The organism is Corynebacterium marambiense (assembly GCF_016342275.1).
GTDB lineage: Bacteria > Actinomycetota > Actinomycetes > Mycobacteriales > Mycobacteriaceae > Corynebacterium > Corynebacterium marambiense.
Genome location: NZ_JAEIOT010000004.1, coordinates 206,812 through 230,324, shown reverse-complemented (window position 1 = coordinate 230,324; position 23,513 = coordinate 206,812). Strand labels below are relative to the sequence as shown.

At 65.1% G+C, this 23,513-nt stretch carries 24 protein-coding genes; 18 read left to right on the top strand and 6 right to left on the bottom strand.

The genetic code is table 11. The features are described 5' to 3' along the window. The first annotated feature begins 503 nt into the window (after positions 1 to 503). From JDV76_RS01130 to JDV76_RS01100, 8 genes are all read left to right on the top strand, one after another. Positions 504 to 1,259 carry a succinate dehydrogenase cytochrome b subunit gene (locus JDV76_RS01130; protein ID WP_198735036.1) on the top strand — a complete coding sequence of 252 codons (756 nt, stop codon included), beginning with the start codon at positions 504 to 506 and terminating at the stop codon, positions 1,257 to 1,259. Between the two features lie 21 nt (positions 1,260 to 1,280). Next, entirely contained in the window at positions 1,281 to 3,290 is a 2,010-nt protein-coding gene (locus tag JDV76_RS01125) for a fumarate reductase/succinate dehydrogenase flavoprotein subunit (RefSeq protein WP_198735035.1), read from the top strand. Beyond that, on the top strand, positions 3,290 to 4,039 hold the full coding sequence (locus tag JDV76_RS01120) for a succinate dehydrogenase/fumarate reductase iron-sulfur subunit (protein ID WP_198735034.1): 750 nt from the start codon (positions 3,290 to 3,292) through the stop codon (positions 4,037 to 4,039). Before JDV76_RS01125 ends, JDV76_RS01120 begins: the two co-directional genes overlap by 1 nt. A gap of 57 nt (positions 4,040 to 4,096) precedes the next feature. Further along, entirely contained in the window at positions 4,097 to 4,450 is a 354-nt protein-coding gene (locus JDV76_RS01115; RefSeq protein ID WP_198735033.1) for a hypothetical protein, read from the top strand. Positions 4,451 to 4,541: 91 nt separating this feature from the next. After that, positions 4,542 to 4,676 (top strand): hypothetical protein, encoded by a 135-nt coding sequence (locus JDV76_RS12755; RefSeq protein ID WP_255520401.1) that lies wholly within the window; start codon positions 4,542 to 4,544, stop codon positions 4,674 to 4,676. Positions 4,677 to 4,728: 52 nt separating this feature from the next. Continuing rightward, on the top strand, positions 4,729 to 6,051 hold the full coding sequence (locus tag JDV76_RS01110) for a DUF445 domain-containing protein (RefSeq protein WP_198735032.1): 1,323 nt from the start codon (positions 4,729 to 4,731) through the stop codon (positions 6,049 to 6,051). Positions 6,052 to 6,102: 51 nt separating this feature from the next. After that, positions 6,103 to 6,864 (top strand): CGLAU_01105 family protein, encoded by a 762-nt coding sequence (locus JDV76_RS01105; RefSeq protein WP_198735031.1) that lies wholly within the window; start codon positions 6,103 to 6,105, stop codon positions 6,862 to 6,864. A 77-nt stretch (positions 6,865 to 6,941) separates the two neighbouring features. Then, positions 6,942 to 7,238, top strand: a complete 297-nt coding sequence (locus tag JDV76_RS01100) for a DUF2516 family protein (RefSeq protein WP_198735319.1) — start codon at positions 6,942 to 6,944, stop codon at positions 7,236 to 7,238. 95 nt (positions 7,239 to 7,333) lie between these two features. Here the strand turns inward: JDV76_RS01100 and purU are convergent, their stop codons facing one another. Then, on the bottom strand, positions 7,334 to 8,236 hold the full coding sequence (purU, locus tag JDV76_RS01095) for a formyltetrahydrofolate deformylase (RefSeq protein ID WP_198735030.1): 903 nt from the start codon (positions 8,234 to 8,236) through the stop codon (positions 7,334 to 7,336). Positions 8,237 to 8,310: 74 nt separating this feature from the next. Between purU and deoC the strand changes: the two genes are divergently transcribed. Beyond that, positions 8,311 to 9,003 (top strand): deoxyribose-phosphate aldolase, encoded by a 693-nt coding sequence (deoC, locus tag JDV76_RS01090; protein WP_198735029.1) that lies wholly within the window; start codon positions 8,311 to 8,313, stop codon positions 9,001 to 9,003. Between the two features lie 9 nt (positions 9,004 to 9,012). Here deoC and JDV76_RS01085 read toward each other — a convergent pair whose 3' ends face one another. From JDV76_RS01085 to JDV76_RS01075, 3 genes are all read right to left on the bottom strand, one after another. Beyond that, positions 9,013 to 9,813, bottom strand: coding sequence for an LmeA family phospholipid-binding protein (locus JDV76_RS01085; protein ID WP_198735028.1), 801 nt, complete (start codon positions 9,811 to 9,813; stop codon positions 9,013 to 9,015). Positions 9,814 to 10,180: 367 nt separating this feature from the next. Beyond that, on the bottom strand, positions 10,181 to 10,996 hold the full coding sequence (locus JDV76_RS01080) for a class I SAM-dependent methyltransferase (protein WP_198735027.1): 816 nt from the start codon (positions 10,994 to 10,996) through the stop codon (positions 10,181 to 10,183). 19 nt (positions 10,997 to 11,015) lie between these two features. Then, on the bottom strand, positions 11,016 to 11,519 hold the full coding sequence (locus tag JDV76_RS01075) for a DUF2505 domain-containing protein (protein WP_198735026.1): 504 nt from the start codon (positions 11,517 to 11,519) through the stop codon (positions 11,016 to 11,018). 23 nt (positions 11,520 to 11,542) lie between these two features. Here JDV76_RS01075 and JDV76_RS01070 point away from each other — a divergent pair, with 23 nt between their 5' ends. Then, positions 11,543 to 12,703 (top strand): UDP-N-acetylmuramate dehydrogenase, encoded by a 1,161-nt coding sequence (locus tag JDV76_RS01070; protein WP_267173272.1) that lies wholly within the window; start codon positions 11,543 to 11,545, stop codon positions 12,701 to 12,703. A gap of 76 nt (positions 12,704 to 12,779) precedes the next feature. Here JDV76_RS01070 and JDV76_RS01065 read toward each other — a convergent pair whose 3' ends face one another. Then, positions 12,780 to 14,531 carry a long-chain-fatty-acid--CoA ligase gene (locus JDV76_RS01065; protein WP_198735025.1) on the bottom strand — a complete coding sequence of 584 codons (1,752 nt, stop codon included), beginning with the start codon at positions 14,529 to 14,531 and terminating at the stop codon, positions 12,780 to 12,782. 246 nt (positions 14,532 to 14,777) lie between these two features. Here JDV76_RS01065 and mshA point away from each other — a divergent pair, with 246 nt between their 5' ends. The 4 genes from mshA to JDV76_RS01045 all read left to right on the top strand — a co-directional run bounded on the left by mshA (position 14,778) and on the right by JDV76_RS01045 (position 18,867). After that, complete coding sequence (gene mshA, locus JDV76_RS01060) at positions 14,778 to 16,040, top strand: D-inositol-3-phosphate glycosyltransferase (RefSeq protein WP_198735024.1); 1,263 nt, start codon at positions 14,778 to 14,780, stop codon at positions 16,038 to 16,040. A gap of 101 nt (positions 16,041 to 16,141) precedes the next feature. Further along, positions 16,142 to 16,888: a phosphoglyceromutase gene (locus JDV76_RS01055; protein ID WP_198735023.1), complete on the top strand. Its 747-nt coding sequence runs from the start codon at positions 16,142 to 16,144 to the stop codon at positions 16,886 to 16,888. A gap of 54 nt (positions 16,889 to 16,942) precedes the next feature. After that, positions 16,943 to 18,184: a sensor histidine kinase gene (locus tag JDV76_RS01050; RefSeq protein WP_198735317.1), complete on the top strand. Its 1,242-nt coding sequence runs from the start codon at positions 16,943 to 16,945 to the stop codon at positions 18,182 to 18,184. Further along, a complete protein-coding gene (locus JDV76_RS01045) occupies positions 18,181 to 18,867 on the top strand; it encodes a response regulator transcription factor (RefSeq protein ID WP_198735022.1) in 687 nt (228 codons plus the stop codon). The genes JDV76_RS01050 and JDV76_RS01045 overlap by 4 nt, the downstream gene beginning before the upstream one ends. Here JDV76_RS01045 and JDV76_RS01040 read toward each other — a convergent pair. After that, on the bottom strand, positions 18,849 to 19,835 hold the full coding sequence (locus tag JDV76_RS01040; protein WP_198735021.1) for a DUF3109 family protein: 987 nt from the start codon (positions 19,833 to 19,835) through the stop codon (positions 18,849 to 18,851). The two genes, JDV76_RS01045 and JDV76_RS01040, sit on opposite strands and share 19 nt — an antisense overlap. Before the next feature lie 33 nt (positions 19,836 to 19,868). On the opposite strand from JDV76_RS01040, the gene JDV76_RS01035 reads away from it, so the two are divergent. The 4 genes from JDV76_RS01035 to JDV76_RS01020 all read left to right on the top strand — a co-directional run bounded on the left by JDV76_RS01035 (position 19,869) and on the right by JDV76_RS01020 (position 23,195). Further along, positions 19,869 to 20,816 carry a Ppx/GppA family phosphatase gene (locus JDV76_RS01035; RefSeq protein WP_198735020.1) on the top strand — a complete coding sequence of 316 codons (948 nt, stop codon included), beginning with the start codon at positions 19,869 to 19,871 and terminating at the stop codon, positions 20,814 to 20,816. Further along, the gene (locus tag JDV76_RS12415; RefSeq protein WP_232958701.1) at positions 20,813 to 21,856 is read left to right on the top strand and encodes a hypothetical protein; all 1,044 of its coding nucleotides are present in this window, start codon (positions 20,813 to 20,815) and stop codon (positions 21,854 to 21,856) included. The genes JDV76_RS01035 and JDV76_RS12415 overlap by 4 nt, the downstream gene beginning before the upstream one ends. A 69-nt stretch (positions 21,857 to 21,925) precedes the next feature. Further along, on the top strand, positions 21,926 to 22,777 hold the full coding sequence (proC, locus tag JDV76_RS01025; RefSeq protein WP_198735019.1) for a pyrroline-5-carboxylate reductase: 852 nt from the start codon (positions 21,926 to 21,928) through the stop codon (positions 22,775 to 22,777). A 226-nt stretch (positions 22,778 to 23,003) separates the two neighbouring features. Continuing rightward, positions 23,004 to 23,195, top strand: a complete 192-nt coding sequence (locus JDV76_RS01020; protein WP_198735018.1) for a helix-turn-helix domain-containing protein — start codon at positions 23,004 to 23,006, stop codon at positions 23,193 to 23,195. Positions 23,196 to 23,513: the final 318 nt, after the last annotated feature.

Below are 23,513 nucleotides of genomic sequence, written 5' to 3'. Positions count from 1 at the left end.
GCGGTACGGCCGGTTCCGGGAGGGTGCCGGAGAAGGTCCTTGTCGCGGCCCGAAAACCAGGGTGAACAGTGCTTCTCCGTCGCGGTGGGTCGTGAGTTAGGGGGCAGCTCTCCACCAGGTGGTCCGGATGTGCAGCGAGGTGGTTGGTCAGTGTGCGGGATACTGAACCCTTGAAGGGGGGTGGCGGGAGCGGTGGAGTGCGGTATTTCAGGGGAGTCGGGGGTAGGTTCAACTAAAGTTTGATCCCGAATGGGGTAGGCGGGATGCGACACCAGTGTGTCTAGTGTCGCAGATCACACCCTAAGATGTTTCTCTAAATTAGACACTGTTTCGGCAGGTGGGGGTGGTGTCAACCACTCGGGCCAATGGTCGAACCAGGTAACGCTACCCTAAACCGCGCCGCGACGGCAGGGTTGACTGGCGTGAGCTATGTCACCCACATTGTTAACTGCTGGTTTGGCGGGCTGAACGCGCCGTAAGGTTAGGTCAACACTGGAGGTGCCATGACTGTCAAAGATATGGACCGTGACGCAATCCGTCACGGCAAAATTACTGAGAAGCCGCTGCGTGAGCGGCCGAAGGTTCCGAGCTGGGCGCTGAAGTTAACGATGGCCATCACCGGCCTCATCTTCGGCGGCTTCGTTCTGATCCACATGATCGGAAACTTGAAGATATTCCTGCCCGCCCACGACGGCGAGCCCGCCATCGACGTCTACGGAGAATTCCTCCGAACCGTCGGTGAGCCGCTTGTTCCCCGGGAAGGCGTGCTCTGGATCTTCCGGATCGTCCTGCTGACCGCACTGATCCTGCACGTCTACGGTGCATTCGCCCTGACCGGGCGTGCGCACCAGTCGCGGGGTAAGTTCCGTCGGACCAACCTGATGGGTGGCCTGAGCTCATTCGCGACCCGCACGATGATCGTGTCGGGACTGGTGCTCCTGCTGTTCATCGTCTTCCACATCCTCGACCTGACCCTTGGTGTCCAGCCCGCCGCCTCCGAGGTCTTCGAGCATGGGGCGGTCTACGCGAACATGGTCGCCAGCTTCAGCCGCTGGCCTGTCGCGATCTTCTATATCGCCGCGATGATCGTGCTGTTCGTGCACCTGTCCCACGGACTGTTCACCGCCGTCAGTGACCTGGGTATCACCGGACACCGTACCCGCGCCGTCCTGCTGTTCGTCTCCTACCTGGTTCCTGCTGCGGTCATGGTGGGCAATATCTCCATCCCGCTGGCCATCGCCCTCGGCTGGATCCACTAGGTCCCGGAAGGTAATCACACTATGAGCACTCACTCTGAAACTGACACCAAGCCCGACTTCATCCAGCCGGCTTCCTGTGTCGACGGTGTCACCCCGGGCCGGATCCTCGAAGATCACGCGCCCAAGGGCGTTCCGATGAAGGACGCCTGGGAATGGCAGAAGGATCACTACAACCTGGTCTCCCCCCTGAACCGCCGCAAGTTCCGCATCATCGTCATCGGCACCGGCCTCTCCGGCGGCGGTGCGGCGGCAGCTCTCGGTGAGCTTGGCTATGACGTCAAGGCCTTCACCTACCATGACGCCCCCCGCCGCGCCCACTCGATCGCCGCCCAGGGTGGCGTCAACTCCGCCCGGGGTAAGAAGGTCGACAACGACGGCGCCTACCGCCACGTGAAGGACACGGTCAAGGGCGGCGACTACCGCTGCCGTGAGACCGACTGCTGGCGTCTCGCCTACGAATCCGTGCGTGTCATCGACCACATGAACGCCATCGGCGCCCCCTTCGCCCGTGAATACGGCGGCACCCTCGCCACCCGGTCATTCGGTGGTGTCCAGGTCTCCCGCACCTACTACACCCGTGGCCAGACCGGTCAGCAGCTCCAGCTTTCCGCCGCTGCCGCCCTGCAGCGCCAGATTCACCTCGGGTCGGTGGAGATCTTCACGCACAACGAGATGGTCGACCTGATCGTCAAGGAGGAGGAAGACGGCACGAAGCGCTGCCACGGTGCTGTCATGCGTAACCTCATCACCGGCGAGCTCAGCGCCCACACGGGTCACGCCGTGATCCTGTGCACCGGCGGATACGGCAACGTCTACTACATGTCGACGCTGGCAAAGAACTCGAACGCATCCGCGATCATGCGTGCGTACGAGCACGGAGCCTACATGGCCAGCCCCTCCTTCATCCAGTTCCACCCGACCGGCCTGCCGGTCAACTCGGAGTGGCAGTCCAAGACGATCCTTATGTCGGAGTCCCTCCGCAACGACGGCCGCATCTGGTCGCCGAAGGAACCCAAGGACGACCGCGACCCGAACTCGATCCCCGAAGACGAGCGCGACTACTTCCTGGAGCGCCGGTACCCGGCCTTCGGTAACCTCGTCCCCCGTGACGTCGCCTCCCGCGCGATATCGCAGCAGATCATCGCCGGACTCGGTTGCGGCCCAATGCACAACTCCGCCTACCTCGACTTCCGTGACTCCATCGAACGTCTTGGCAAGGACACCATCCGGGAGCGGTACTCCAACCTCTTCCAGATGTACGAGGAGACCATCGGCGAGGACCCCTACGTCACACCGATGCGCATCGCCCCGACCTGCCACTTCACCATGGGTGGCCTGTGGACCGACTTCAATATGATGACGTCCATCGAGGGTCTCTTCGCCGGCGGCGAGGCGGGCTGGACCTATCACGGAGCCAACCGCCTGGGCGCCAACTCACTGCTCTCGGCGTCGGTCGACGGCTGGTTCACCCTGCCGTTCTCCGTGCCGAATTACCTCGGCCCCCTGCTCGGTTCCGAGCGGATGTCCGAGGACGATCCCGACGCGGTCGCTGCGGTCGAGCGCGCCCAGTCCCGTCTGGACAAGCTCATGAACATCAAGGGCGAGCACGGTCCGGAGTTCTTCCACCGCAAGCTCGGCGACATCCTCTACTACTGCTGCGGTGTCTCGCGGAACATCGATGATCTCGCCAAGGGCATCGAGCAGATCCGCGAACTGCGCAAGGAGTTCTGGAGCGGTCTGAACATCACCGGCAACGCGGAGGAGATGAACCAGGTTCTCGAGTACGCCAACCGGGTCGCCGACTACATCGATCTCGGAGAGCTCATGTGCGTCGACGCCCTGGACCGTGACGAGTCCTGTGGCGCCCACTTCCGCGAGGATCACCTCTCCGACGAGGGCGAGGCAGAACGTGACGACCTCAACTGGTGCTTCGTCTCCGCCTGGGAGCCCAACGGCGAGAACAAGTTCATCCGCCACGCGGAGCCGCTGTACTTCGATGCGATCCCTCTGCAGACAAGGAACTACAAGTAATGAAACTGCATCTCGAGATCTGGCGCCAGGCCGGACCCACGACCGAGGGTCACTACGAGTCCATCGATGTCCCCGACGCCGTGGAGCAGATGTCCATCCTGGAGCTTCTGGACCACGTCAACGAAACGCTGATCGAATCCGGCAAGGAACCGTTCGCCTTCGCCTCCGACTGTCGGGAGGGTATCTGCGGTACCTGCGGTCTGACCGTCAACGGTCGCCCGCACGGACCCGAACAAAACAAGCCGTCCTGTCAGCAACGGTTGTTCAACTTCTCCGACGGAGACACCATCAAGCTGGAGCCGCTGCGGTCCGCTGCATACCCGGTGATCAAGGATATGATCGTCGACCGCTCCGCGCTTGACCGCGTCATGCAGCAAGGTGGCTACGTATCGGTCAACGCGGGTACCGCTCCGGACGCCGACACCCTGCACATGAATCACCAGACCGCGGAGCTCGCTCTCGACCATGCGGCCTGCATCGGCTGCGGTGCCTGCGTCGCAGCGTGCCCGAACGGCGCAGCCCACCTGTTCACCGGTGCCAAGCTAGTGCACCTCTCGCTCATGCCCCTCGGCAAGAACGAACGTGGTCGCCGGGCGCGTAATATGGTCGACGAGGTAGAGACCAACTTCGGCCCGTGCTCGCTCTTCGGCGAATGCGCGGACGTATGTCCGGCCGGTATCCCGCTGACTGCGGTTGCGGCCATCAACAAAGAGAGGGCCCGCGCGGCCTTCACCGCAAAGGACGCCTAGGCTCGTCGCGACGACGACCCCGGGCCGACGGTACGACCACGAAAGGCAGCATCCGTTATGTCAGGCAGCCACTCCCCCGTTCCGGCGAACGCCGAGCGGTCATTCCCCCTGTTCGAGGGTGAACCGCACTACGTCGAGGGCTACCATCCCTCCAGCCTCGACGCACAGCACTCCTCACTCATCCGATCATCCACCTGGATCGGGATGGGGCTTCTGCTGAGCTCCCTCGCCGGATTCGGTGTCCTGCTCTTCGGTCTGGGCACGTGGTCGGTTGGCACTCAACAGAACTGGGCCATGATGGCCGTCGTCGGAGCAATTCTGGCAGTTGTCTTCCTCGTCGGTGGTTTCTGGATGATCCACCACGGACGCCGCTACTACCGCGAGTACGCGGCCCGCACCGGGCGCCACTAGCCTTCCCGTCCCCAGTTACCGATCCCACCCCACAGCACCCCGGAAACGGGGGCTGTGGGGTTTCATCGTATCCGCCGCTACACTTCATGGGATGCGCCGTAAGATCCTCTGGATGCTGATCGCCCTGATGACTGTCCTCGTCGTGCTGAACCTCATCCCCCGAGCCATCGAGCTCTGGGACGCGGAACCACCGTGGCGTGCCGCCGCGATCGTCGTACAGCTCTGAGTCGGACACCGCGAATACTCGATCCTCCGCCGCCACCCGTCATAATGGTGCGATGGGCACAGATGAATTCACCGCACACAGGGGCGCCGGCCCCCTCGCAGTTCCCGGGCCGTCCCCCGAGGTGGAGGCGGAGCGCCGCCGACAACTGCGACGGTACAAGACGTTTGCCACCGGTCTCCTGATCGTCGCAGCAGCGATCTACTTGTTCTGCCGATGGTTGGAGACCCGACCGGGAGAGACCGAAACCTGGGTCGGGTTCGTCCGTGCCGCCAGCGAGGCAGGCATGATCGGCGGGCTGGCGGACTGGTTCGCGGTGACCGCTCTGTTCCGCAGGCCGATGGGCCTTCCCATCCCGCACACCGCGATCGTCCGCAACAAGAAGGACCAAATCGGCGAATCCCTCGGTGGCTTCGTCGGCGAGAATTTCCTCAACGCGGAACTGATCACCGCCAAGGTCCGGGCTGCGGGCATCCCCAACCGGCTCGGCGGATGGTTGTCTGACCCGGTCAATGCGCGCACCGTCTCGAAGGAGGTCGGTCGACTCACCGGGAGGATCGTCAGTGCCCTGGACCCCGCTGATGCGGAGGCGGTGATCAACTCGACCCTGATCGACAGAGTCGCGGAGCCTGAATGGGGGCCGCCCGCCGGACGCCTCATGGCGCAGTTGATTGATGAGGGGAAGGCGGAGCCGGTCGTCGACGAGCTCGTCCACTGGCTTCATGTCAAGGCCGAGGACGCCGGACCGTTCATCATTCGGATGCTCGATGAGCGGCGTCCCGCCTGGGCACCGCAGATCCTCAACGACGTCATCGGCGAGAAGGTGCACCGCGAGCTGGTCCAGTGGACGGCAGCTGTCGCCGCGGACCCGGATCACGAGGCACGCCAGGCCGTGCGCCGCTTCATCCGACAGCTTTCCGACGACCTGCAGAATGACCCGGAGATGATCGAACGGGTGGAGTCGATCAAACGGGACGTCATGGGATCGACCCCGGTGCGTGGCGCTGCCGCGACGATCTGGAGGAGCGCGTCGACATCCCTTCTCGCCGCGACCTCGGACCCCGATTCGCTGCTCCGGACCAAGATCACCGAGCTCGCCATGACCTGGGGAAATAATCTCCTGGACGACGCGGAACTCCGGGAATCCCTTGATCGCAGGGTCACCGGGGCCGCGGCATTTCTCGCGGACAATTACGCCGAGGAGATCACCTCGATCATCAGCGAGACGGTCCAGCGCTGGGACGCGGATGAAGCCGGGGAGAAGATTGAACTGATGGTGGGCAAGGATCTCCAGTACATTCGACTTAACGGCACCATCGTCGGTGCCCTGGCGGGTCTCGGCATCTACACTGTCTCCCACATCATCTTCGGTGCCTGACACGGACATCCGCAGGCACCGAACTGTTTCCCCACGAATGAAGGAGCTACCATGACCAACCCGACACCGAACGACAAGGGCCCCGAGGACACCACCACCGCAGCGGACGGCGCCGCGGACGCGGGACAGCGCGGTAACGGCAGCAGTGTTCTCGCCGACGCACTTGAGAAGCTCCGCGAACCCTTCAACGCCTGGGTCAGTGCGGGCGCCGCACTGGGCCCCCTCGTCGGGGAACTCGGTGACAGGCTCCGTGAGGACCTCCGCAACGTCGGCGACCGGGACGAGAAGAAGTCGTCCGCCGACCGCGTCGAGGACACCGCGGAAGAGGCGAAGAAAGCTGCTGAGGATCTCGTCGACGCCGATTCCCTGGATGAGGCGAAGAAAGTCGTGTCCGGATTCGCCGCCACCGCGGAAAGCACCATCCGCGATCTGTCGGGATCCGTGCGCAACGCCGCCGGGAATACCCGGGAGACCGAGGCCGCCGAGCAGGCGCGCACCGCGTTTCAGGAGGCCGTCGATTCCACCCGTCGTGCCTTCGACGAAGCAGTCGAGGCACTGCGTGACCGCAGTCGCGGTGATGACCACGACGATGCGGCGAAGAACACCTCCACCGTCGACGAGGTCAGGAACGCGGTCGATAACCTCGTCGCCCGTGCCGGTGAAGTCGTCCGCGACCTGAAGAACACCGGTGGAGAACGAATCGATGATCTCCGCACCCGGGTCCAAGCATCCGGTTCGGACAAGTCGGACACGACAGATATCATCGATGGTGAAGTGATCACCGAGGGCGACGACACCGACTCCGGTAAGTAGCCACCTCCGGGGTAGCCGGTGTGTCGCCCTGCCCGTTCCCGTCCCCGACTCGAAAGGTCTCCGGTTCGCCGATGGATATGTTCTTATACGAGGCCGCGCGCGTCCTCGGACAGGTAGTGCGCCTGATGATGGCAATCATCGGCATCGTGGGCCTCGTCGGAGCGGCTCTGTGCGCGGTCACCCGCGACGACGCCTTCACCGCTGCCGACCGGCAGCAGAAGTTGGTGTGGACGGGAATACTCGTCGCCTCAGCCGTCGCGATGTTCATCGACGTGCAACTCCTCCATTGGGTCGGCATGGTCGTCATCGGTCTCTACTGGTTCGACGTCAGACCTCAGCTGAAGGACATCGTGGATGGGGAGAACACCTGGTGAAACAGGGATGAAGACGAAGGTGCCCCGGGTCGGCTCTGTGTGAGACCGCCCGGGGCACCTCCATGTCCGCCGGACGGACTCCGGTGGACGTCGGATCAGTCGAAGACGACCGTGCGGTTCCCGTAGACCTGCACCCGGTCCTCGAGATGGAACCGCAGGCCCCGGGCCAGGACGATCTTCTCGGCGTCGCGTCCGAGACGCTGCATGTCGGCGGGGGTGTCCTTGTGTGTGATCCGGATGACGTCCTGCTCAATGATCGGGCCGTCGTCCAGCGCCGAGGTCGCGTAGTGGCAGGTGGCTCCGATGAGCTTCACACCGCGCTTGTACGCCTGGTGGTAGGGGCGGGCGCCCATGAACGACGGCAGGAAGCTGTGGTGGATATTGATCGCGCGGCCCTCCCACATCTCGCAGAGATCCGGTGGCAGGATCTGCATGAAGCGGGCGAGGACGACGGCGTCCGGCTCGTGCTCGTTGACCAGCTCCGCGACCCGGTCGAACGAGGCACGCTTCCCGACGGCGTCCTTCGGGAACGGCACATGGTGGAAGGGCACGCCGTGGTTCTCCGCGATGCCCCGAAGATCCTCGTGGTTGCCGATGACCGCGGCGACCTCCATCGGGTAGTCGTTCTGGTCGACCCGGCCCAGGAGATCGTGGAGACAGTGACCCTCTTTGCTGACCAGGATGACCGCGCGCTTCGGGCGTGCTGTGTCCCAGATCCGCCAGCGGGCGCCGGCGCCGAACCCGGCGGCGATCTCGTCGAACTCCGCCCGGAATTCCTCCACCGGTGTGTCGAGAGATTCCGCCCGGACGGCTTGCCGGGTGAAGAACCATCCGGAGTCAGGATCCGTGAAGTAGTCCGCCTCGGTGATCCATCCGCCGTGCTGAGCGATGAATGTGGAGAGACGGGCGACGATTCCTGTGGTGTCCGGGCACCCGAGGGTGAGGACCAGCTGACGTTCCGCGACAGGTGAGGTGTGGGAGTTCGGGGTGTTACTCATTCCAGGGATTCTACTCCGGAGGTCAAGTACCGCTCACCGCCGGTCCCGCCGTGAACAAGCTAGGCTCTTTAGCTATGAACGACACCATCACCCGTGACCGCCTGGCCGCCATGATCGACTACACACTCGATGCCCCGTGGGCGAGTGTCGCGGAGGTCCGGGAGCACGTTGCGAAGGCCCTCGAACTCGGGGTCGGTCACGTGTGTGTCACACCGTCCATGCTGCACGCGACGAGCGCCGCGGACGGCTACGGGCTACGGGTCGTCTCCGTCTGCGGGTTCCCCTCGGGGAAGCACCATCAGCTAATCAAGGCGGCGGAGGCCCGTCTGGCGGTGGAATCCGGCGCCGATGAGGTGGATGTGGTGATCGACCTTGCCGCGGCCCGCGCCGGGGACACCAACCGCATGATTGGGGAGATCGTCGCGGTCCGGGAGGCCGTACCCGCACCGGTCACCCTCAAGGTGATCATCGAGACCGGTCTCCTGGACGACGCGGCGATCCGAACGGCTGCGCGGGCCGCCCGGACGGCGGGGGCGAACTATGTCCGTACCTCGACCGGCTGGTTCGACTGTCCCGGGGCCACCCCGGAGGCGGTCCGGATCATCGCGGACGAAGTGGGGCGGGAACTCGGGATCGAAGCCGCCGGTGGAATCACGGCTTTCGATCAGGCCAGGGAGCTCATCGCGGCGGGGGCGACCCGGCTGTCCGTGGGTGATGGGGTGTCCGCGATCCTCGACGCCGCCCCCACCACCGATTCCGGGGAGTGACCCTTCCCGTCACCCCATCTCGTTGAGGTTGATGTTCTCCCCGCTCATCTGCAGGTGCATGCCCCCCCGGCGGACGGAGACATCATCGACGGCCATTCCTTCGCCCATGTCCGCGGCACCTGACTTCAGGGCCCTGCTGATCGTATCCGCGACCTCATCGGGCAGTGCGAAACCGAACAGACGGGCCTCCGTGGCCTCCATCTGCAGTTGCCCGTCGACGGCACTCGGTCTGATCACGATGTGCGCGGCGCCGTCGGTGAACTCGATGTCCAGGGTGCCTGTCCCGGGATCGGTCGTGATGTCGGTGACCTTCACCAGGTTCTGCAGGAGCGCACCCGTGAGACCGTCGCCGGCCATGCTGGTCTGCTCCAGCATCGCTGTCTGAACTTGGGCGAGCATCATGTCATCGGAGATGTCCGTCTCCACGACGATGTGCCCGGCGACGAGTCCCTCTGATCCGCGCAGTGCGAGATCCGTGATGCGGAGGTCTGCGGCCGGCGTGCCCTTGACAGTCAGGCCGGACTCGCCGCCGACCGGGGGAACTATCTGCAGGGTGGAGGGTGTCGAGATGTTCACCGTGGGAATCGTACCGGTGGCGATCGACAGCAGGAGGGGCGCCGGTCCGAATCCGATCTCGGGCTTCTCCTCGGTCACTACACCCGTCATCGCGGCCTGCTTCGTGAAATCGTCCTCCAGCTCCTTGGTGATGAACATTCTGAGTGCCACCTCCGCGACCAGGAGGATGATGAAGAGGACGACGATGACACCCAACAGGATCTTCCACCAGACTGAACCGCGTTTCTTGCTCACAGGTCTACTCATTTTTCCCAGTGTTCCTGATCTTCGTCCCCTGCGCCACACCGGCGGGCCACATCGTGGGGGTACCGTGATCGTCCCCTGCCGTCCCCGTAACTTTCGGTAACAGTGTTCTCTGACCTGCCTGAACGGTAGCTGTACGGAGGGAACGAGCGGTGGAGCTCCGCCGAACCGTGGGAAAGGAGATGACGTCCGGTCCCGGTCCACACGCCCGGGCGGCCCGTCCGGTGCATCAACCGGAGTCCTTCCCACGGTTGGTTGAACACGGCGGGCGGCAGCGGCGGGGTGACGGTACGGCGGGCGGGGACATCCAGGTGTGTGTCCCGGGATGCGACCGTCCGTCGCCTGCTGCGGGAACCGCCTAAGCCGGCGCCACCGCCGACCACGGAACCGAGAGCAGACAGTCCCGGACCGGGCGACGGATGGGAGTGAGCGGGACCCCCGATCTGGCGAGGAGACGGCGGGCCTCCCGCCACCGGACCCGTGGCCCGTGAGGCGCCCAACCGGCGGCATGCTCCCAGGCACGATCGGCTGCGGTCAGAAGCGCGTGGATGGGTTCACCCGGAATGTTCCGGTGGATGAGGATCTTCGGGAGCCTCGCTGCGACATCGGAGGGACGTTCGACGTCGAACGGATCCCACGCGAGGGTGAGCGAGACAGGGCCGCGTGCGTCGAGAAGTACCCAACTGCATCGGCGTCCCAGCTCGTCACAGGTTCCCTCGACGAAGACCCCGTCTGGGGCGAGCCGCGAGGTCACGGTTTCCCATGCCGGACGGACCTGCTCGACGTCGTATTGGCGGAGCACATTGAAGGCACGGACCAGGTGGGGGGTGTGCCCTGCGAGCTCAAATCCGCCGAGCTCGAAGGTGACGCCGTCCCTGGGGGGAAGAACCCGCTCCGGGGTGATCTCCAGACCGGAGACCGCGATGTCCGGTCGGAGCGTGCGCAGGCGCTGCGCCCACTCGACGGTCGTGGTGTCCGAGGCGCCGTATCCGACATCGAGCGCCAGCGGAGCGTCAGCTCGCCGCAGCACCCCGCCGATACGTGGCTCATGGAGCATCCACCGGTCGCACCGGCGGAGCCGGTTCTGGTTGGTGGTCCCGCGGGTGGACACACCGATGGGCCGACCACGACCGGCGGAGAAATCCGCAGCCAGATTGTGCGCGTGATCGGCCATCAGGGGACGTACGGATGGCTCAGTTGTTCTCGGAGATCCACTTCTCGGTCAGCTCAGCCTCGGTGACCGTGAGCTCGGCGACGGCGTCAGCAACCTTCGGCTCGATGGCGGGACCCATGAACGGGACCGTGACGTTGATCTCGTGGTTGTAGTGCATCGTGGCGGTGGACTCATCACCGGTCAGCTTCAAGTCGCCGGCGAAGTCGACGGGTGCGCCCTTGACGTCCGCGACGTAGCGGCCCTCGGCGTCGGAGCCGTTCAGCGGGCCGATCTTCACGGTGCGCTTGATCTTCAGCGCCTGGCTGATCATCGCGCGGACGGCCTCGGGCAGGAGGTCGGTGGGCATAACCTCGTAGAGCACGATCTCGGCGCCACCGTCGACGGCCTCGAAGGAGTGCACCTCGCCGGCTTCGGAGGAGAGGTGGGCTACGTTGTACTCCCAGTACTCGCGGTTGGTCAGTGCAGCGTGGACCGCTGCCGGCGGGAAATTGACGGTTGCAGTGTTCTCTTTACGCGTGGTCATGGGTTAAGACTACCGTTAAGAGGGTGTCCCCTTCATCGCTGACCCACAGATTTAACGAACTCCATGACGCTCTCCAGGGGGTTGACGGGATCCGCTTCGCCGACGACTTCCGCTTCGCCGATGCCACAACCCTCCATCTCGGTGGCCGCCCGGTGGGTGCCATGTACTGCGCGACGACGGCTGCGCTCGGCACCGCGGTCACCCGGGCGGACTCCCTGGAGATTCCGCTACTGGTTGTCGGCGGCGGCTCGAACCTCGTCGTCGCTGATGGGGACCTGCCCCTGATCGCTGTCGTCGCGGATTGCACAGACGTTCACATCGATGCGGAGCGGGGTGTGCTGCGCGCGGAAGCGGGAGCCGTGTGGGACGACGTCGTTGCCGCCGCCATCGACGCGGGGCTGGGCGGGATCGAGTGTCTCTCCGGTATCCCCGGGAGCGCCGGGGCCACACCGGTGCAGAATGTCGGGGCCTACGGGGCGGAGATCGCCGATGTGCTCACTCGGGTGCTCCTCCTGGAACGGGCGACCGGCACTGTGGAGTGGGTGCCGACTGAGGCACTCGACCTGGGGTACCGGACCTCGAACCTGAAACACACCGGTAGAGGTGTCGTGCTGGCGATCGAACTCCAGCTTCGCACCGATGGATTGAGCGCACCACTCCGGTTCGGGGAACTCGCCCGGCGATTGGGTGTGACCGCCGCCGATACCGGGACCGCGGACGGTGTGCGTCGACCAGCGGCCCTGGTCCGGGACGCCGTCCTTGAACTGCGACGCGGAAAAGGGATGGTCCATGATCCGGCGGACCATGACACCTGGTCCGCCGGATCCTTCTTCACCAATCCCGTCATCGCCGACAGTGACGTCGCGGACGTGCGGGTCGCCGTCGCCGGTCTGTACGGCGGCACGGTCGCGGACGCGATGCCCTGTTATCCCGCGGGTGAAGGGCTGTTGAAACTCTCGGCGGCGTGGCTCATCGAGCGCGCCGGGTTCGGTAAGGGGCATCCGGGCCCGGAGGCTCCGGTGCGACTGTCCACCCGGCACACCCTCGCGCTGACGAACCGGGGAGCGGCCACGACCGCAGATCTCGTGGCACTCGCCCGTGAGGTGCGCGCCGGGGTTCGGGACGCCTTCGGGGTCACCCTGCACCCGGAACCCGTCTGGGTCGGTGTCGACATCGACGGGTGACCGTCTCCGTGCCCCGGACAACGGCAGCGGACACATGAACGGCCCACCTCGGGTGGGCCATTCACGTTGGGGAGGGCTACTTCCCCCGGTTCTCCTCGGCCTTTCTCAGCGCCTTCTTCTCCGCCTCGCTGCCGTAGCGCTCGACGAGCTGGTCCCGGACCTCCCGGCGGCGGATCTTGCCGATCTGGTCCCGCGGCATCTCATCGAAGTGGTAGAACCGCCGGGGTACCTTGTACCTGGTCAACAGTTCACGGCAGTGTTCCTTCAGCCCCTCCGGATCGAGGGCGGCCCCTTCAGTGAGGGTGATCGCGGCGACCACGGACTCGGAGCCGTCGGAGCGGGGCATCCCCACCACGGTGGCGTCGGCGACATCGGGATGCGCCATCAGTGCCTCCTCCACCTCGCCCGGGTACACGTTGAATCCACCCGTGATGATGACCTCCTTGATGCGTGCCACCAGGCGGATGAACCCGTCCGGTTCCATGACCCCGACGTCGCCGGTGCAGTACCAGCCGTCGTGGAAGGACTTCTCGGTAGCCTCCGGCTGGTTCAGGTAGCCGTGGAACACCTGGGGGCCACGGACGAGAACCTCGCCCTCCTGGCCGTCGGGAACCGTGACGTCGAGGTTGTCCGGGTCAGCGATGCGGACCTCGGTGTCCGGGAAGGGAACCCCGACGTAGCCGGGGCGCCGTTTCGGGGTCATCGGGTTGCCGACGATGATCGGCGACGTCTCTGTCAGGCCGTAGCCCTCGACGAGCAGACCACCGGTGTAGCGCTCCCACCGCTCGACGGTGCGGGTGGGCAGGGTCGAGGCGCCGCAGAAGCTGTTCCGCACGCCGGAGATATCGATCCCGGCGGTTTCCGCGGCCTCGACGATGCGCTCGTAGAGTGCCGGGACACCGGGCAGCCAGGTTGGGGTGTTTTTCTTCATCACCTTCATGATGAGCTTCAGATCCGGGGCCGGCAGCAGGATGATCTCGCCGCCGATGAATACACCGAGGGTGACGTTCATGGTCAGGCCGTACGCGTGGAACATCGGCAATGCAGCGAGCATAACCTCGTCCTTTTCGCCCAGCCCGGGCACCCAGTGTTTGCCCTGGATGATGTTGGCGACGAGGTTCGCGTGGCTCAGTTGCGCACCCTTGGGGGCGCCGGTGGTGCCGGAGGTGTAGAGGATGAGGGCAATGTCGTCCTTCGTGATCTCCGGGTCCTCGAGATTGCGGCCGTCGCCCCCGATGGCCTGGCCGATGAGTGCCTCCCAGGGGACCGTGTTCGGTGCATCTCCGGTCAGACGGTCGCGCATCTTGTGGATCATCGGGAGTGGCAGCTTCAGTAGGAGCTGCTGACTGCGGGGCATCGCCTCGGTCATGTTGACGCTGATGATCGTCTCGAGCTGGGTGCGGCCCCGCAGTTTCTCCAGGGTTCCGGAGGTTTTGTCCCAGCAGATGGCGACCCGGGCGCCGTGGTCGTTGAACGGATGCTCCAGCTCGTGGGCGGTGTAGAGAGGATTGTGTTCCACGACGGTGGCGCCGAGCTTCAGCACCGCGTAGAAGGCGATGATGTGCTGCGGGCAGTTCGGCATCAGGAGGGCGACGCGGTCGCCCGGGCGGACACCGAAAGCCCGGAGCCCGGCGGCCGCCCGCCGCACCTGGCGGTCGAGATCGTTGTAGGACTGGGTCCGGCCGAAGAATCGGGTGGCGTTCTTGTCGCCGTTGACCGCCAGGTTGTTGTTGTAGTGGTCGATCAGCGTCGTGTCGCCGTACTCGAGGCTGTGCGGTGTCCAGTCCGCGTAGTGTTCGAGCCAGGCTTTTGATTCAAGTGCCGACATGGTGTCCCTTCGTAGGAATATGTGCGCACCGGCGGGGGATCGTGTGCATCGCCCGAAGTGGTGCCGACGCTGTGGGTGATGGCAGGAGCAGGCGTGGAGCATGATGATCCAGCCTCGCGTGGGTATCCCCCTCGGCCGGTGGGGAGAACGTCAGTACTATTCGAGTATAGCCTCGAAAGATGAGTGTTCACTCGTGTTCCCGGTCGGACCGGGTACCGGTGGGGGGCGAAGATTATGATGGCCGTCATGCGCGTCGCGATGATCTCCATGCACACGTCCCCGCTGCAGCAGCCCGGTCGCGGGGACGCAGGGGGAATGAACGTCTACATCGCCTCCACCGCCCGGCAGCTCGCCAGAAACGGGATCTCGGTGGATGTGTTCACCCGCGCCACCCGGCCCAGCCAGGGGGAGGTAGTCGAGGTGGAACCCAACCTCAGGGTCATCAACATCGTTGCCGGCCCTTACGAGGGGCTAGACAAGGAAGCGCTACCGACGCAGCTGGCCGCGTTCGCCGGAGGAATCCTGTTGTTCGCCCGCTGTGCAGCACTCAGCTACGACGTGATCCATTCCCACTACTGGCTTTCCGGGCAGGTCGGATGGCTGCTCCGGGACGTCTGGCAGGTCCCGCTGGTGCACACCGCCCACACGCTCGCGGCGGTGAAGAACGAACACATCAGCGCGGAGGACTCGCCGGAATCGGAGGCCCGCCGCATCTGTGAGCAGCAGATAGTGGATAACGCGGATCAGTTGGTCGTCAACACCCGTGAAGAGGCGCTGAACCTGGAGCGCCACTATGACGCGGTACCGGACTCGATCACCGTCATCCCGCCGGGCGCCGACACTGAACTCTTCACCCCGGGTACAGAACGCGCGACCGAACGCTGTCGCCGTGAACTCGGGATCCCGTTACACGCGAAGGTCGTCGCCTTCGTTGGCCGGTTGCAGGAGTTCAAGGGGCCACAGGTTCTGGTCCGGGCCGTGGCGGAACTGCTCCGGAGGGACCCTCACCGCAATCTCCGGGTCATCATCTGCGGTGGTCCGTCCGGGCCTGCGGCGACCCCCGAGCAGTACCGCGACCTCGCGAAGGAACTCGGTGTCGCACGCCGGATCAGATTCCTCGACCCCCGACCCCCGGAGGAACTGGTCACCGTCTACCGGGCTGCGGACATCGTCGCGGTCCCCAGTTACAACGAGTCCTTCGGTCTGGTCGCAGTCGAGGCGCAGGCGGCGGGCACCCCTGTCGTCGCAGCGCGCGTCGGGGGGCTCCCGATCGCCGTCGCCGACGGGAAGAGTGGTGTGCTGGTCGATTCGCACGAGGCGACGGCATGGGCGGATGCCCTCGCCGTCCTACTCGACGACGATGCTGCGCGGATCGCGATGGGTGAGTCCGCGGTGGGGCACGCCGCGGAATTCAGCTGGCCGCGGACCGCCGCGAATCTCGCGGAACTCTACCGCGGGATCATTGAGCACGCCCCGGAACGGTGCTATTCACGCAGGGCGTCCGGGTGACCACGTCAACCGATGGCCCTCGCGTGAATATCCGGTGAATCCTGCCAGGGCTTCCCGTCCACCGTGGGCACGATGACGCGGCGCGTGGAACAATGGTGGGTATGAGTACTGGAAAGTTAATTCTGCTCCGCCACGGCCAGAGCCAGTGGAACGCCTCGAACCAGTTCACCGGGTGGGTGGACGTCGACCTGACCGACAAGGGTCGCGCTGAAGCCCGCCGCGGTGGTGAGCTGCTGCGCGAGAACGACATCCTGCCGGACGTGGTCTACACCTCCCTGCAGCGTCGCGCCATCAACACGGCCAACATCGCCCTCGATGCCGCTGACCGGCACTGGATCCCCGTCGTCCGTGACTGGCGCCTCAACGAGCGTCATTACGGCGCCCTCCAGGGCTTGAACAAAGCCGAGACGAAGGACAAGTACGGCGAGGAACAGTTCATGGCATGGCGCCGTTCCTACGACACTCCGCCGCCGGCACTGGACCCGGACTCCGAGTTCTCGCAGGCACACGATCCCCGCTACGCCGACCTCGACACGGTGCCGGACACCGAGTGCCTCAAGGACGTCGTCGCACGTTTCGTGCCGTACTTCACCGAGGAGATCCTGCCCCGCGTACTGGCGGGTGAAACCGTCCTGCTGGCGGCACACGGAAACTCCCTCCGGGCCCTGGTCAAGCACCTCGACGGCATCTCCGACGAAGACATCGCGGGTCTGAACATCCCCACCGGAATCCCGCTCATCTTCGAGCTTGATGAGAAGGGCAACGTCCTCAACCCGGGCGGAACCTACCTCGATCCCGAGGCGGCAGCGGCCGGTGCCGCAGCCGTCGCCGCCCAGGGCGGCAAGTAGCCCGACGGATCTGGTCCTGAGAGCTGACGATCCGGAGGTAGGCGGCAGGTGTCTCTGTCTGTATGGGCGGGGTTCGCCGGTGGCGTGATCCTCACGCTATGGGCGACACCCGCCGTTGAGTTCCTCCGGCAGCGGCTCCGGACGAAACGCTCTGCGGCGACCCTCGCGGAGCACCAGGTGACCACGGTCTCCCAGGTTCTGCACCTCGCGGTGCAGGGCGCCCCAACGGCGGTGACCGTCGTTGGGCGTGGGGGAGACGTGGTCCTCTCTAATTCCCGGGCCCATGAGATGGGGATCGTGCACGAGCGGTCCCTCAACGAGAAGGTCTGGGCGTGCGCCGGTGAGGTCTTCAAGGACCGTGAGCCCCGGTCGATAGATCTCGCCGGGCCACAGAAACGCGCCGGTAGCCGGGTGATGGCTGTTCAGGCTGTCGTCAAACCCCTCACCCGGGTCGACTCCCGGTTTGTCATCGTCTACGGCACGGACGAATCGGAGAATGTTCGGATGGAGTCCGCGCGCCGGGACTTCGTCGCCAACGTCTCGCATGAACTCAAGACCCCGGTGGGTGGGATGGCACTGCTCGCCGAGGCACTCATCGAATCCGCGGATGACCCGGAGTCGGTTAGCTATTTCGGTGGCCGCCTGACCAAGGAGGCGCACAGGCTCGCGGACATGATCAATGAGCTGATCTCCCTGTCTAAGCTCCAGGGCGCTGAGAAGCTCCCCGGCATGGAACCCGTCTCCGTTGATGCGGTCATCGGGGAGGCACTTGCGCGCAATGAACTCGCTGCGGAGAACGCGAATATTACCCTGATTCGGGGGGCAGATACCGGTGTAGAGGTCGATGGAGACGTGAGTTTGCTCACAACCGCGGTGTCCAACCTGATCGGTAACGCCATCAACTATTCGCCCTCCGAAACCACGGTCTCGGTCTCCCAGAAGATCACCGACGATGGTTCGGAGGTGCACATCCGCGTGACCGACCGGGGCATCGGCATCGCCCCGGAGGATCAGAAACGGGTCTTCGAGCGGTTTTTCCGTGTCGACAAGGCCCGGTCTCGGTCGACAGGCGGGACCGGGCTCGGTTTGGCGATAGTCAAACACGTCGCTGCGAACCACGGAGGTTCGATCACCCTCTGGTCCAGGCCAGGAACCGGGTCAACGTTCACGCTCATACTGCCGGTCCACCGGGACCGGGGCGATGAGCCTCCCGACGAAGTGGACCTCACCCACTCCATTGATTTGAAGAAGAAACCGGCGCCACTGCGCGCCCGCAGAAAGGACCGTGCAACATGACCCGCATCCTGCTCGTCGAGGACGAGGAGTCGTTGGCCGACCCGTTGGCCTTCCTTTTGAGGAAGGAGGGCTTCGAAGTCGTCATCGCCCCGGATGGGCCCACCGCCCTGGTGGAGTTCGATCGGAACGAGATCGACATCGTGTTGCTCGATCTCATGCTGCCCGGGATGTCCGGTACCGACGTGTGCAGGCGGCTGCGGTCGATGTCGTCCGTTCCGGTCATCATGGTGACTGCCCGTGACTCGGAAATCGACAAGGTGGTGGGACTTGAGCTCGGTGCCGATGACTACGTGACGAAACCGTATTCGTCCCGGGAACTCATCGCCCGGATCCGGGCGGTGCTGAGGCGAGGGGGCGACGTCGACGATGATGGCGGCGATACCCAGGTCCTATCAGCCGGTCGGGTCCGGATGGACGTGGAACGGCACACCGTGTCTGTCGACGGCGTAGAGGTGGCCATGCCACTGAAAGAATTCGATCTTCTCGAGTATCTCCTCCGGAACACCGGCAGGGTGCTCACCCGGAGCCAGCTCATCGACCGGGTCTGGGGTGCGGACTACGTCGGCGACACCAAGACCCTCGACGTGCACGTGAAGCGTCTGCGCGCCAAAATCGAGGAGGAGCCCTCCCGGCCGCAGTACCTGGTCACGGTCCGGGGCCTGGGCTACAAGTTCGAGGACTGATCCGGCCCGGCCGGCGGGGACGACCGCCGGGCGGCCACCGTCGCCGGATGGGGGGAGCCGAGCATTACATCCCGGGTGACGCCTGAGTCACGGAGGGCATCGGCGGCGGCCCTCCGTCGGCCACAGTGCTCGGCAAGGACGGCGTAGGCGTCCGCCCCCATCAACGCGATCAGCTCCTGCCGGTGGCTCAGCCACACGGGGTGCGGTGAGGCGTGGCATGCCGGTGAGGTGGTGCAGTACCAGTCGAAGTCCTCCCCGCCCTCGCCCCAGCCGCGGCGCGTGTACTCGGTGATCGTGGTGCGCAGGATCTCGGAGCCGTCCCCCCGGTCCTCCCAGTCCTCCAGACGACGGAGAGGTAGCTGCCAGCACACCTCCGGCTTGACCACCGTGAGGTCCTCGCCGGTCGCTGAACCCCACTGGTGCAGGGCGCAACCGGCCCCGGTGGACCACCCCGCCCGATTCGCGAAGATGCAGGCGCCGTCGGTGACAACCGTCTTCAGAGCAGGTTCGGGCTCCCCGTCGTCCCCGTCGAGTTCATCCCACTCCAACCAGGGTTCGAGAGCGTCAGGTTCCCGATCTTCCGCGCGCTCCGCGAGCCATGCGTCGGCTCCGGTGGGGCGGAGCTGCCAGAAGTGCGCGGGCATCCGGGACACCGCGTCGACAAGCTGTTCTCGGTCCTCCTCATCACACAGGAAAGCGCCGTGTACGCAACAGCCGACATCTGACTGGGCCGCGTCGATGCCCCGGCACGTGCCGGTACCGAACTGGCAGCTGTAGTGGGACTCGAGCCAGGTCAGGTCGATGGAGAAGACGTGTTCGGGATCGTTGGGATCGGTGAACTCGTACCATTCGCGGGGGAAGTCCGGGGGCAGCTCCGCGCCTGAACGGATCGACGCCGCGGCCGGTGAGCTGGCCGGGAAACCCAACTGCACCGGCCGTGACACGAGTTCGGTCTGCGGGCAATTCACACCTGCCTACGCTAGACCGTCTACCCTGGGAATGTGCGATTAGGTGTATTGGACGTGGGAAGCAACACGGTCCATCTTGTGGTGGTCGATGCCCGTGCGGGCGGTCGTCCCACCGCAATGAGCGACTGGAAGACCACCATGCGGCTCGTCGAGTACCTCGACGGCGCTGGTGCCATCAATGAGAAAGGCATTAAACGCCTGGTAAAGGGGGTCGCTGAGGCCTCAGAGCTGACTAAGCAGCTCAACTGCGCGGACATTCTGCCCTTCGCCACGTCCGCAATCCGATCTGCGACCAACGGACAGGATGTGATCGACACCGTCGAGCGTGAGACCGGCGTTCGGCTGGAGGTCCTCTCCGGTGAGGATGAGGCGAAGCTGACGTTCCTTGCGGTGCGCCGCTGGTACGGCTGGTCGACGGGGCGGATCACCAACCTCGACATCGGGGGCGGATCCCTGGAACTGTCCACAGGGACGGATGAAACTCCGGATGCCGCGTTCTCTCTCGATCTAGGCGCCGGTCGACTGACCCACCAGTGGTTCGACACTGATCCGCCGAGTCGGAAGAAGATCAACATTCTGCGTGACTACATCGACGCGGAGCTGGTGGAACCGGCGAAGATCATGAAGCGTTGCGGACCAGCGGAACTCGCGGTGGGTACCTCCAAGACGTTTCGGACACTCGCGCGGCTCACCGGCGCCGCCCCGTCCTCGGCCGGTCCGCGAGTGAAGCGTACGCTGACGGCCCCGGGCCTTCGCCAGCTCATCGCCTTCATCTCCCGGATGACAGCTGCGGACCGCGCGGAGTTGGAGGGCGTCAGTTCCGACCGCTCCCACCAGATCGTGGCGGGGGCGTTGGTTGCGGAAGCGGCCATGCGTGCGCTTGGCTTGGAACAACTGGAGATCTGCCCCTGGGCGCTCCGTGAAGGAGTGATCCTGCGCCGGACGGAACAGGGAATGGACTACGAAAGGACGCGCACATGAGCGAGAAGAAACTCACCGTGGCGGAGCTGATGGCGCGCGCCGCAGCCGAAGAAGGAAAGGGTGAGGACTGCGCCCCCCGTCGCCGTCGCCGCCGCCGCAGCCTGGACGAGGGTGGGGTTTCCGTCGCTGAACTGACGGGATCCATTCCCGCTGTCGAATCCAAACCTGCGGAGAGCCGCCATTCCAGTGTCCCGCTGGATACGGCTGATCGGGATTCGGAGGAAACCCCGGTACCGGATGCTGGCTCCCGGCACAGCGCGTCCGTCGCTGATGAGGCGGCGACCTCCGTCACGGTTCCCGCACCACCGGCCGTTGTCGGCGGTGAGGGTGCGGAGACCCCGGAAGAGAATGCCGGCGGATCCGCTGGCAGCGACGCCGATAAGGCCCCCACGACCGCGGAGACCACGCCCACGGACGCTCCCGGGAAGCCCGCCGAGTCCGGTTCCGCTCCGGAAAGTACACGGCCCAGCTCAGACGAGACGGTCGTCCTGTCGGTCGTCACAGATGACGACCCGATCCGACTGACCACCGGTGAATTCCCGAGCATCACCCCACGCCAGATCCAGCAAGAACGCGCCAGCGCCCCGTCACCGGTGGGCACCCCCGAGGCGCCGGAGGAGACCCCGGACGCGGCCAGCGGGGTCCCCACCCCCGCGATCGCCGTCGATGAGGCTCCGCCCACGACATCGATGGACACCATCACCGCCGGGGATGCGGGGATGCCGTCAGCGGACGGCATCGCCCCTTCCGACACCACTCCCGAGGGCGAAGATGCCGTCGCAGGGCAGGAGAAGGTGTCCGTGGTGGCGGTGATCGGCATGATCCTGCTGGGACTCATCGTCGGTGTCGCGCTGTTCTTCGGTTTTGAGAAACTCTGGGGTCACTTCGACACCGCGATCACCGCGGTCCTGGCCATCGCGGTCACCTGCGGCATCATCGGGGTCGTCCATGCGCTCCGTACCGAGCGGGACGGGCTGTCGATGTTCCTCGCGGGCCTGGCGGGCCTGGCCGTCACCTTTGGCCCGCTGCTCACCGCCTGAGATGCAGCCGGAACCGCCCCGCCGGGGTGGCTTCTGCGGACGGGGGACGTTCATGGCAGGGTGTAGGCCATGACGAAAATTGCTGTAATCGGTGGAGGAAAGATCGGCGAGGCGCTGATCTCGGGTCTCGTGCACGGTGGTGTGTCCGCCAAGGACGTCCACGTGTCGAATCGGCGGCCGGAACGCGGCAAGGAATTGACCGACGGATACGGGATCATCGATTTCACGGACAACCGTCAGGCCACCGACGGCGTCGATGTCGTGTTCCTCTGCGTGAAACCAAAGGACACCGTGGCGGTGCTCGCAGAGCTCTCAGACACCATCGACAATAACGCGGAGGACACCACGGTGATCTCCATGGCAGCCGGTGTCTCTCTGCGGAGCCTCGAGGACGTGGTGTCCGCGGGCACCCCGGTCGTGCGGGTCATGCCGAACACTCCGATGCTCGTCGGTCGCGGCATGTGCGCGGTGGCCGGTGGTCGCTTCGTCAGTGGCGACCAGCTCGACCAGGTCCGTGAACTTCTCGGCACCGTCGGTGATGTCGTCGTCGTTGAGGAGAATCAGATGGATGCGGTGACCGCCATGTCGGGTTCGTCTCCGGCCTACCTGTTCCTCGTCGCCGAGGCGATGATCGACGGGGGCGTGAACCTGGGGCTACCCAGGGAGCTTGCCTCCCAGCTCGCCGTGTCCACGTTGACCGGTGCGGCGCACATGATGCTCGAGGGTGATCTCGGCCCTTCGGAGCTGCGCGCCAACGTCTGCTCACCCGGAGGTACCACGATCGCGGCCGTCAGGGCACTGGAGGAGAATGGGATCCGTGCCGCCTTCTACCGTGCGACCCAGGCCTGTGCGCAGCGGTCGGCGGAAATCGGCCGCATGAGTTCCGGCACAGCGTCGGTCTCCGACGACGACGAGGACTAATCCGCGGTCGCGGGTGTGTCCGCCGGGGTGTTTCTTTTCCCCTCGTTTCCCCTGTGACCAGTGGTGACAACGGGGGCGTTGGTCCCGGCGCCGTGTGCGCCGAAATAATCGGCCACTTATGTCGCAACAGTCACAAGGTTCACGGTAGGCTTGTTAAAGCACGTGCGTGACCGATCTGCAGGAGGGGAAGCCTGCAGCGCGCCACGGGCTGAAGGGTTGAATAAATATGGCACATGAAGAAAACGGAACCTTTTTGACCGTCGCCGAGGTCGCGGAGATCATGCGCGTTTCCAAGATGACGGTCTACCGCCTGGTCCACTCCGGTGAATTGCCGGCGGTCCGGGTCGGACGTTCGTTCCGCGTCCACGAGAAGGCAGTCAACGACTACCTTGACTCCTCCTATTACAACGTGGGCTGACGGTTTACCGTCGATTCCCGTTACCGGAGGAAACTCCGGCCCCGCGCCTCCCGGTTATCTGGGTTGACGGGGCCGGAGTTTTTTTGTGCTGGCCCTTCGCCCCGGTATGATGAGGCCATTCGTGCCTGCGAACGTTTTCGGCGACCGTCGTTCTGACGTCGGTTGGCCGTTATCCGGGACACCGGTTTTCCGGTCTCCCGGTTGACATGGTCACCTCGGGTGTGACGGCGGTGTCCGGTGGACTGAAAGTGCACTCGGCCCCGCGACCGCACGCCGGAGACAGTGGGCAGGGTATGTACATACACCTACGAGCAAAAG

What these genes read in the sequence shown, in the direction of transcription:
- JDV76_RS01130 (WP_198735036.1), top strand. Translation starts at nt 504, where the DNA reads ATGACTGTCAAAGATATGGACCGTGACGCAATCCGTCACGGCAAAATT.
- JDV76_RS01125 (WP_198735035.1), top strand. Translation starts at nt 1,281, where the DNA reads ATGAGCACTCACTCTGAAACTGACACCAAGCCCGACTTCATCCAGCCG.
- JDV76_RS01120 (WP_198735034.1), top strand. Translation starts at nt 3,290, where the DNA reads ATGAAACTGCATCTCGAGATCTGGCGCCAGGCCGGACCCACGACCGAG.
- JDV76_RS01115 (WP_198735033.1), top strand. Translation starts at nt 4,097, where the DNA reads ATGTCAGGCAGCCACTCCCCCGTTCCGGCGAACGCCGAGCGGTCATTC.
- JDV76_RS12755 (WP_255520401.1), top strand. Translation starts at nt 4,542, where the DNA reads ATGCGCCGTAAGATCCTCTGGATGCTGATCGCCCTGATGACTGTCCTC.
- JDV76_RS01110 (WP_198735032.1), top strand. Translation starts at nt 4,729, where the DNA reads ATGGGCACAGATGAATTCACCGCACACAGGGGCGCCGGCCCCCTCGCA.
- JDV76_RS01105 (WP_198735031.1), top strand. Translation starts at nt 6,103, where the DNA reads ATGACCAACCCGACACCGAACGACAAGGGCCCCGAGGACACCACCACC.
- JDV76_RS01100 (WP_198735319.1), top strand. Translation starts at nt 6,942, where the DNA reads ATGTTCTTATACGAGGCCGCGCGCGTCCTCGGACAGGTAGTGCGCCTG.
- purU (WP_198735030.1), bottom strand. Translation starts at nt 8,236, where the DNA reads ATGAGTAACACCCCGAACTCCCACACCTCACCTGTCGCGGAACGTCAG.
- deoC (WP_198735029.1), top strand. Translation starts at nt 8,311, where the DNA reads ATGAACGACACCATCACCCGTGACCGCCTGGCCGCCATGATCGACTAC.
- JDV76_RS01080 (WP_198735027.1), bottom strand. Translation starts at nt 10,996, where the DNA reads ATGGCCGATCACGCGCACAATCTGGCTGCGGATTTCTCCGCCGGTCGT.
- JDV76_RS01075 (WP_198735026.1), bottom strand. Translation starts at nt 11,519, where the DNA reads ATGACCACGCGTAAAGAGAACACTGCAACCGTCAATTTCCCGCCGGCA.
- JDV76_RS01065 (WP_198735025.1), bottom strand. Translation starts at nt 14,531, where the DNA reads ATGTCGGCACTTGAATCAAAAGCCTGGCTCGAACACTACGCGGACTGG.
- mshA (WP_198735024.1), top strand. Translation starts at nt 14,778, where the DNA reads ATGCGCGTCGCGATGATCTCCATGCACACGTCCCCGCTGCAGCAGCCC.
- JDV76_RS01055 (WP_198735023.1), top strand. Translation starts at nt 16,142, where the DNA reads ATGAGTACTGGAAAGTTAATTCTGCTCCGCCACGGCCAGAGCCAGTGG.
- JDV76_RS01045 (WP_198735022.1), top strand. Translation starts at nt 18,181, where the DNA reads ATGACCCGCATCCTGCTCGTCGAGGACGAGGAGTCGTTGGCCGACCCG.
- JDV76_RS12415 (WP_232958701.1), top strand. Translation starts at nt 20,813, where the DNA reads ATGAGCGAGAAGAAACTCACCGTGGCGGAGCTGATGGCGCGCGCCGCA.
- proC (WP_198735019.1), top strand. Translation starts at nt 21,926, where the DNA reads ATGACGAAAATTGCTGTAATCGGTGGAGGAAAGATCGGCGAGGCGCTG.
- JDV76_RS01020 (WP_198735018.1), top strand. Translation starts at nt 23,004, where the DNA reads ATGGCACATGAAGAAAACGGAACCTTTTTGACCGTCGCCGAGGTCGCG.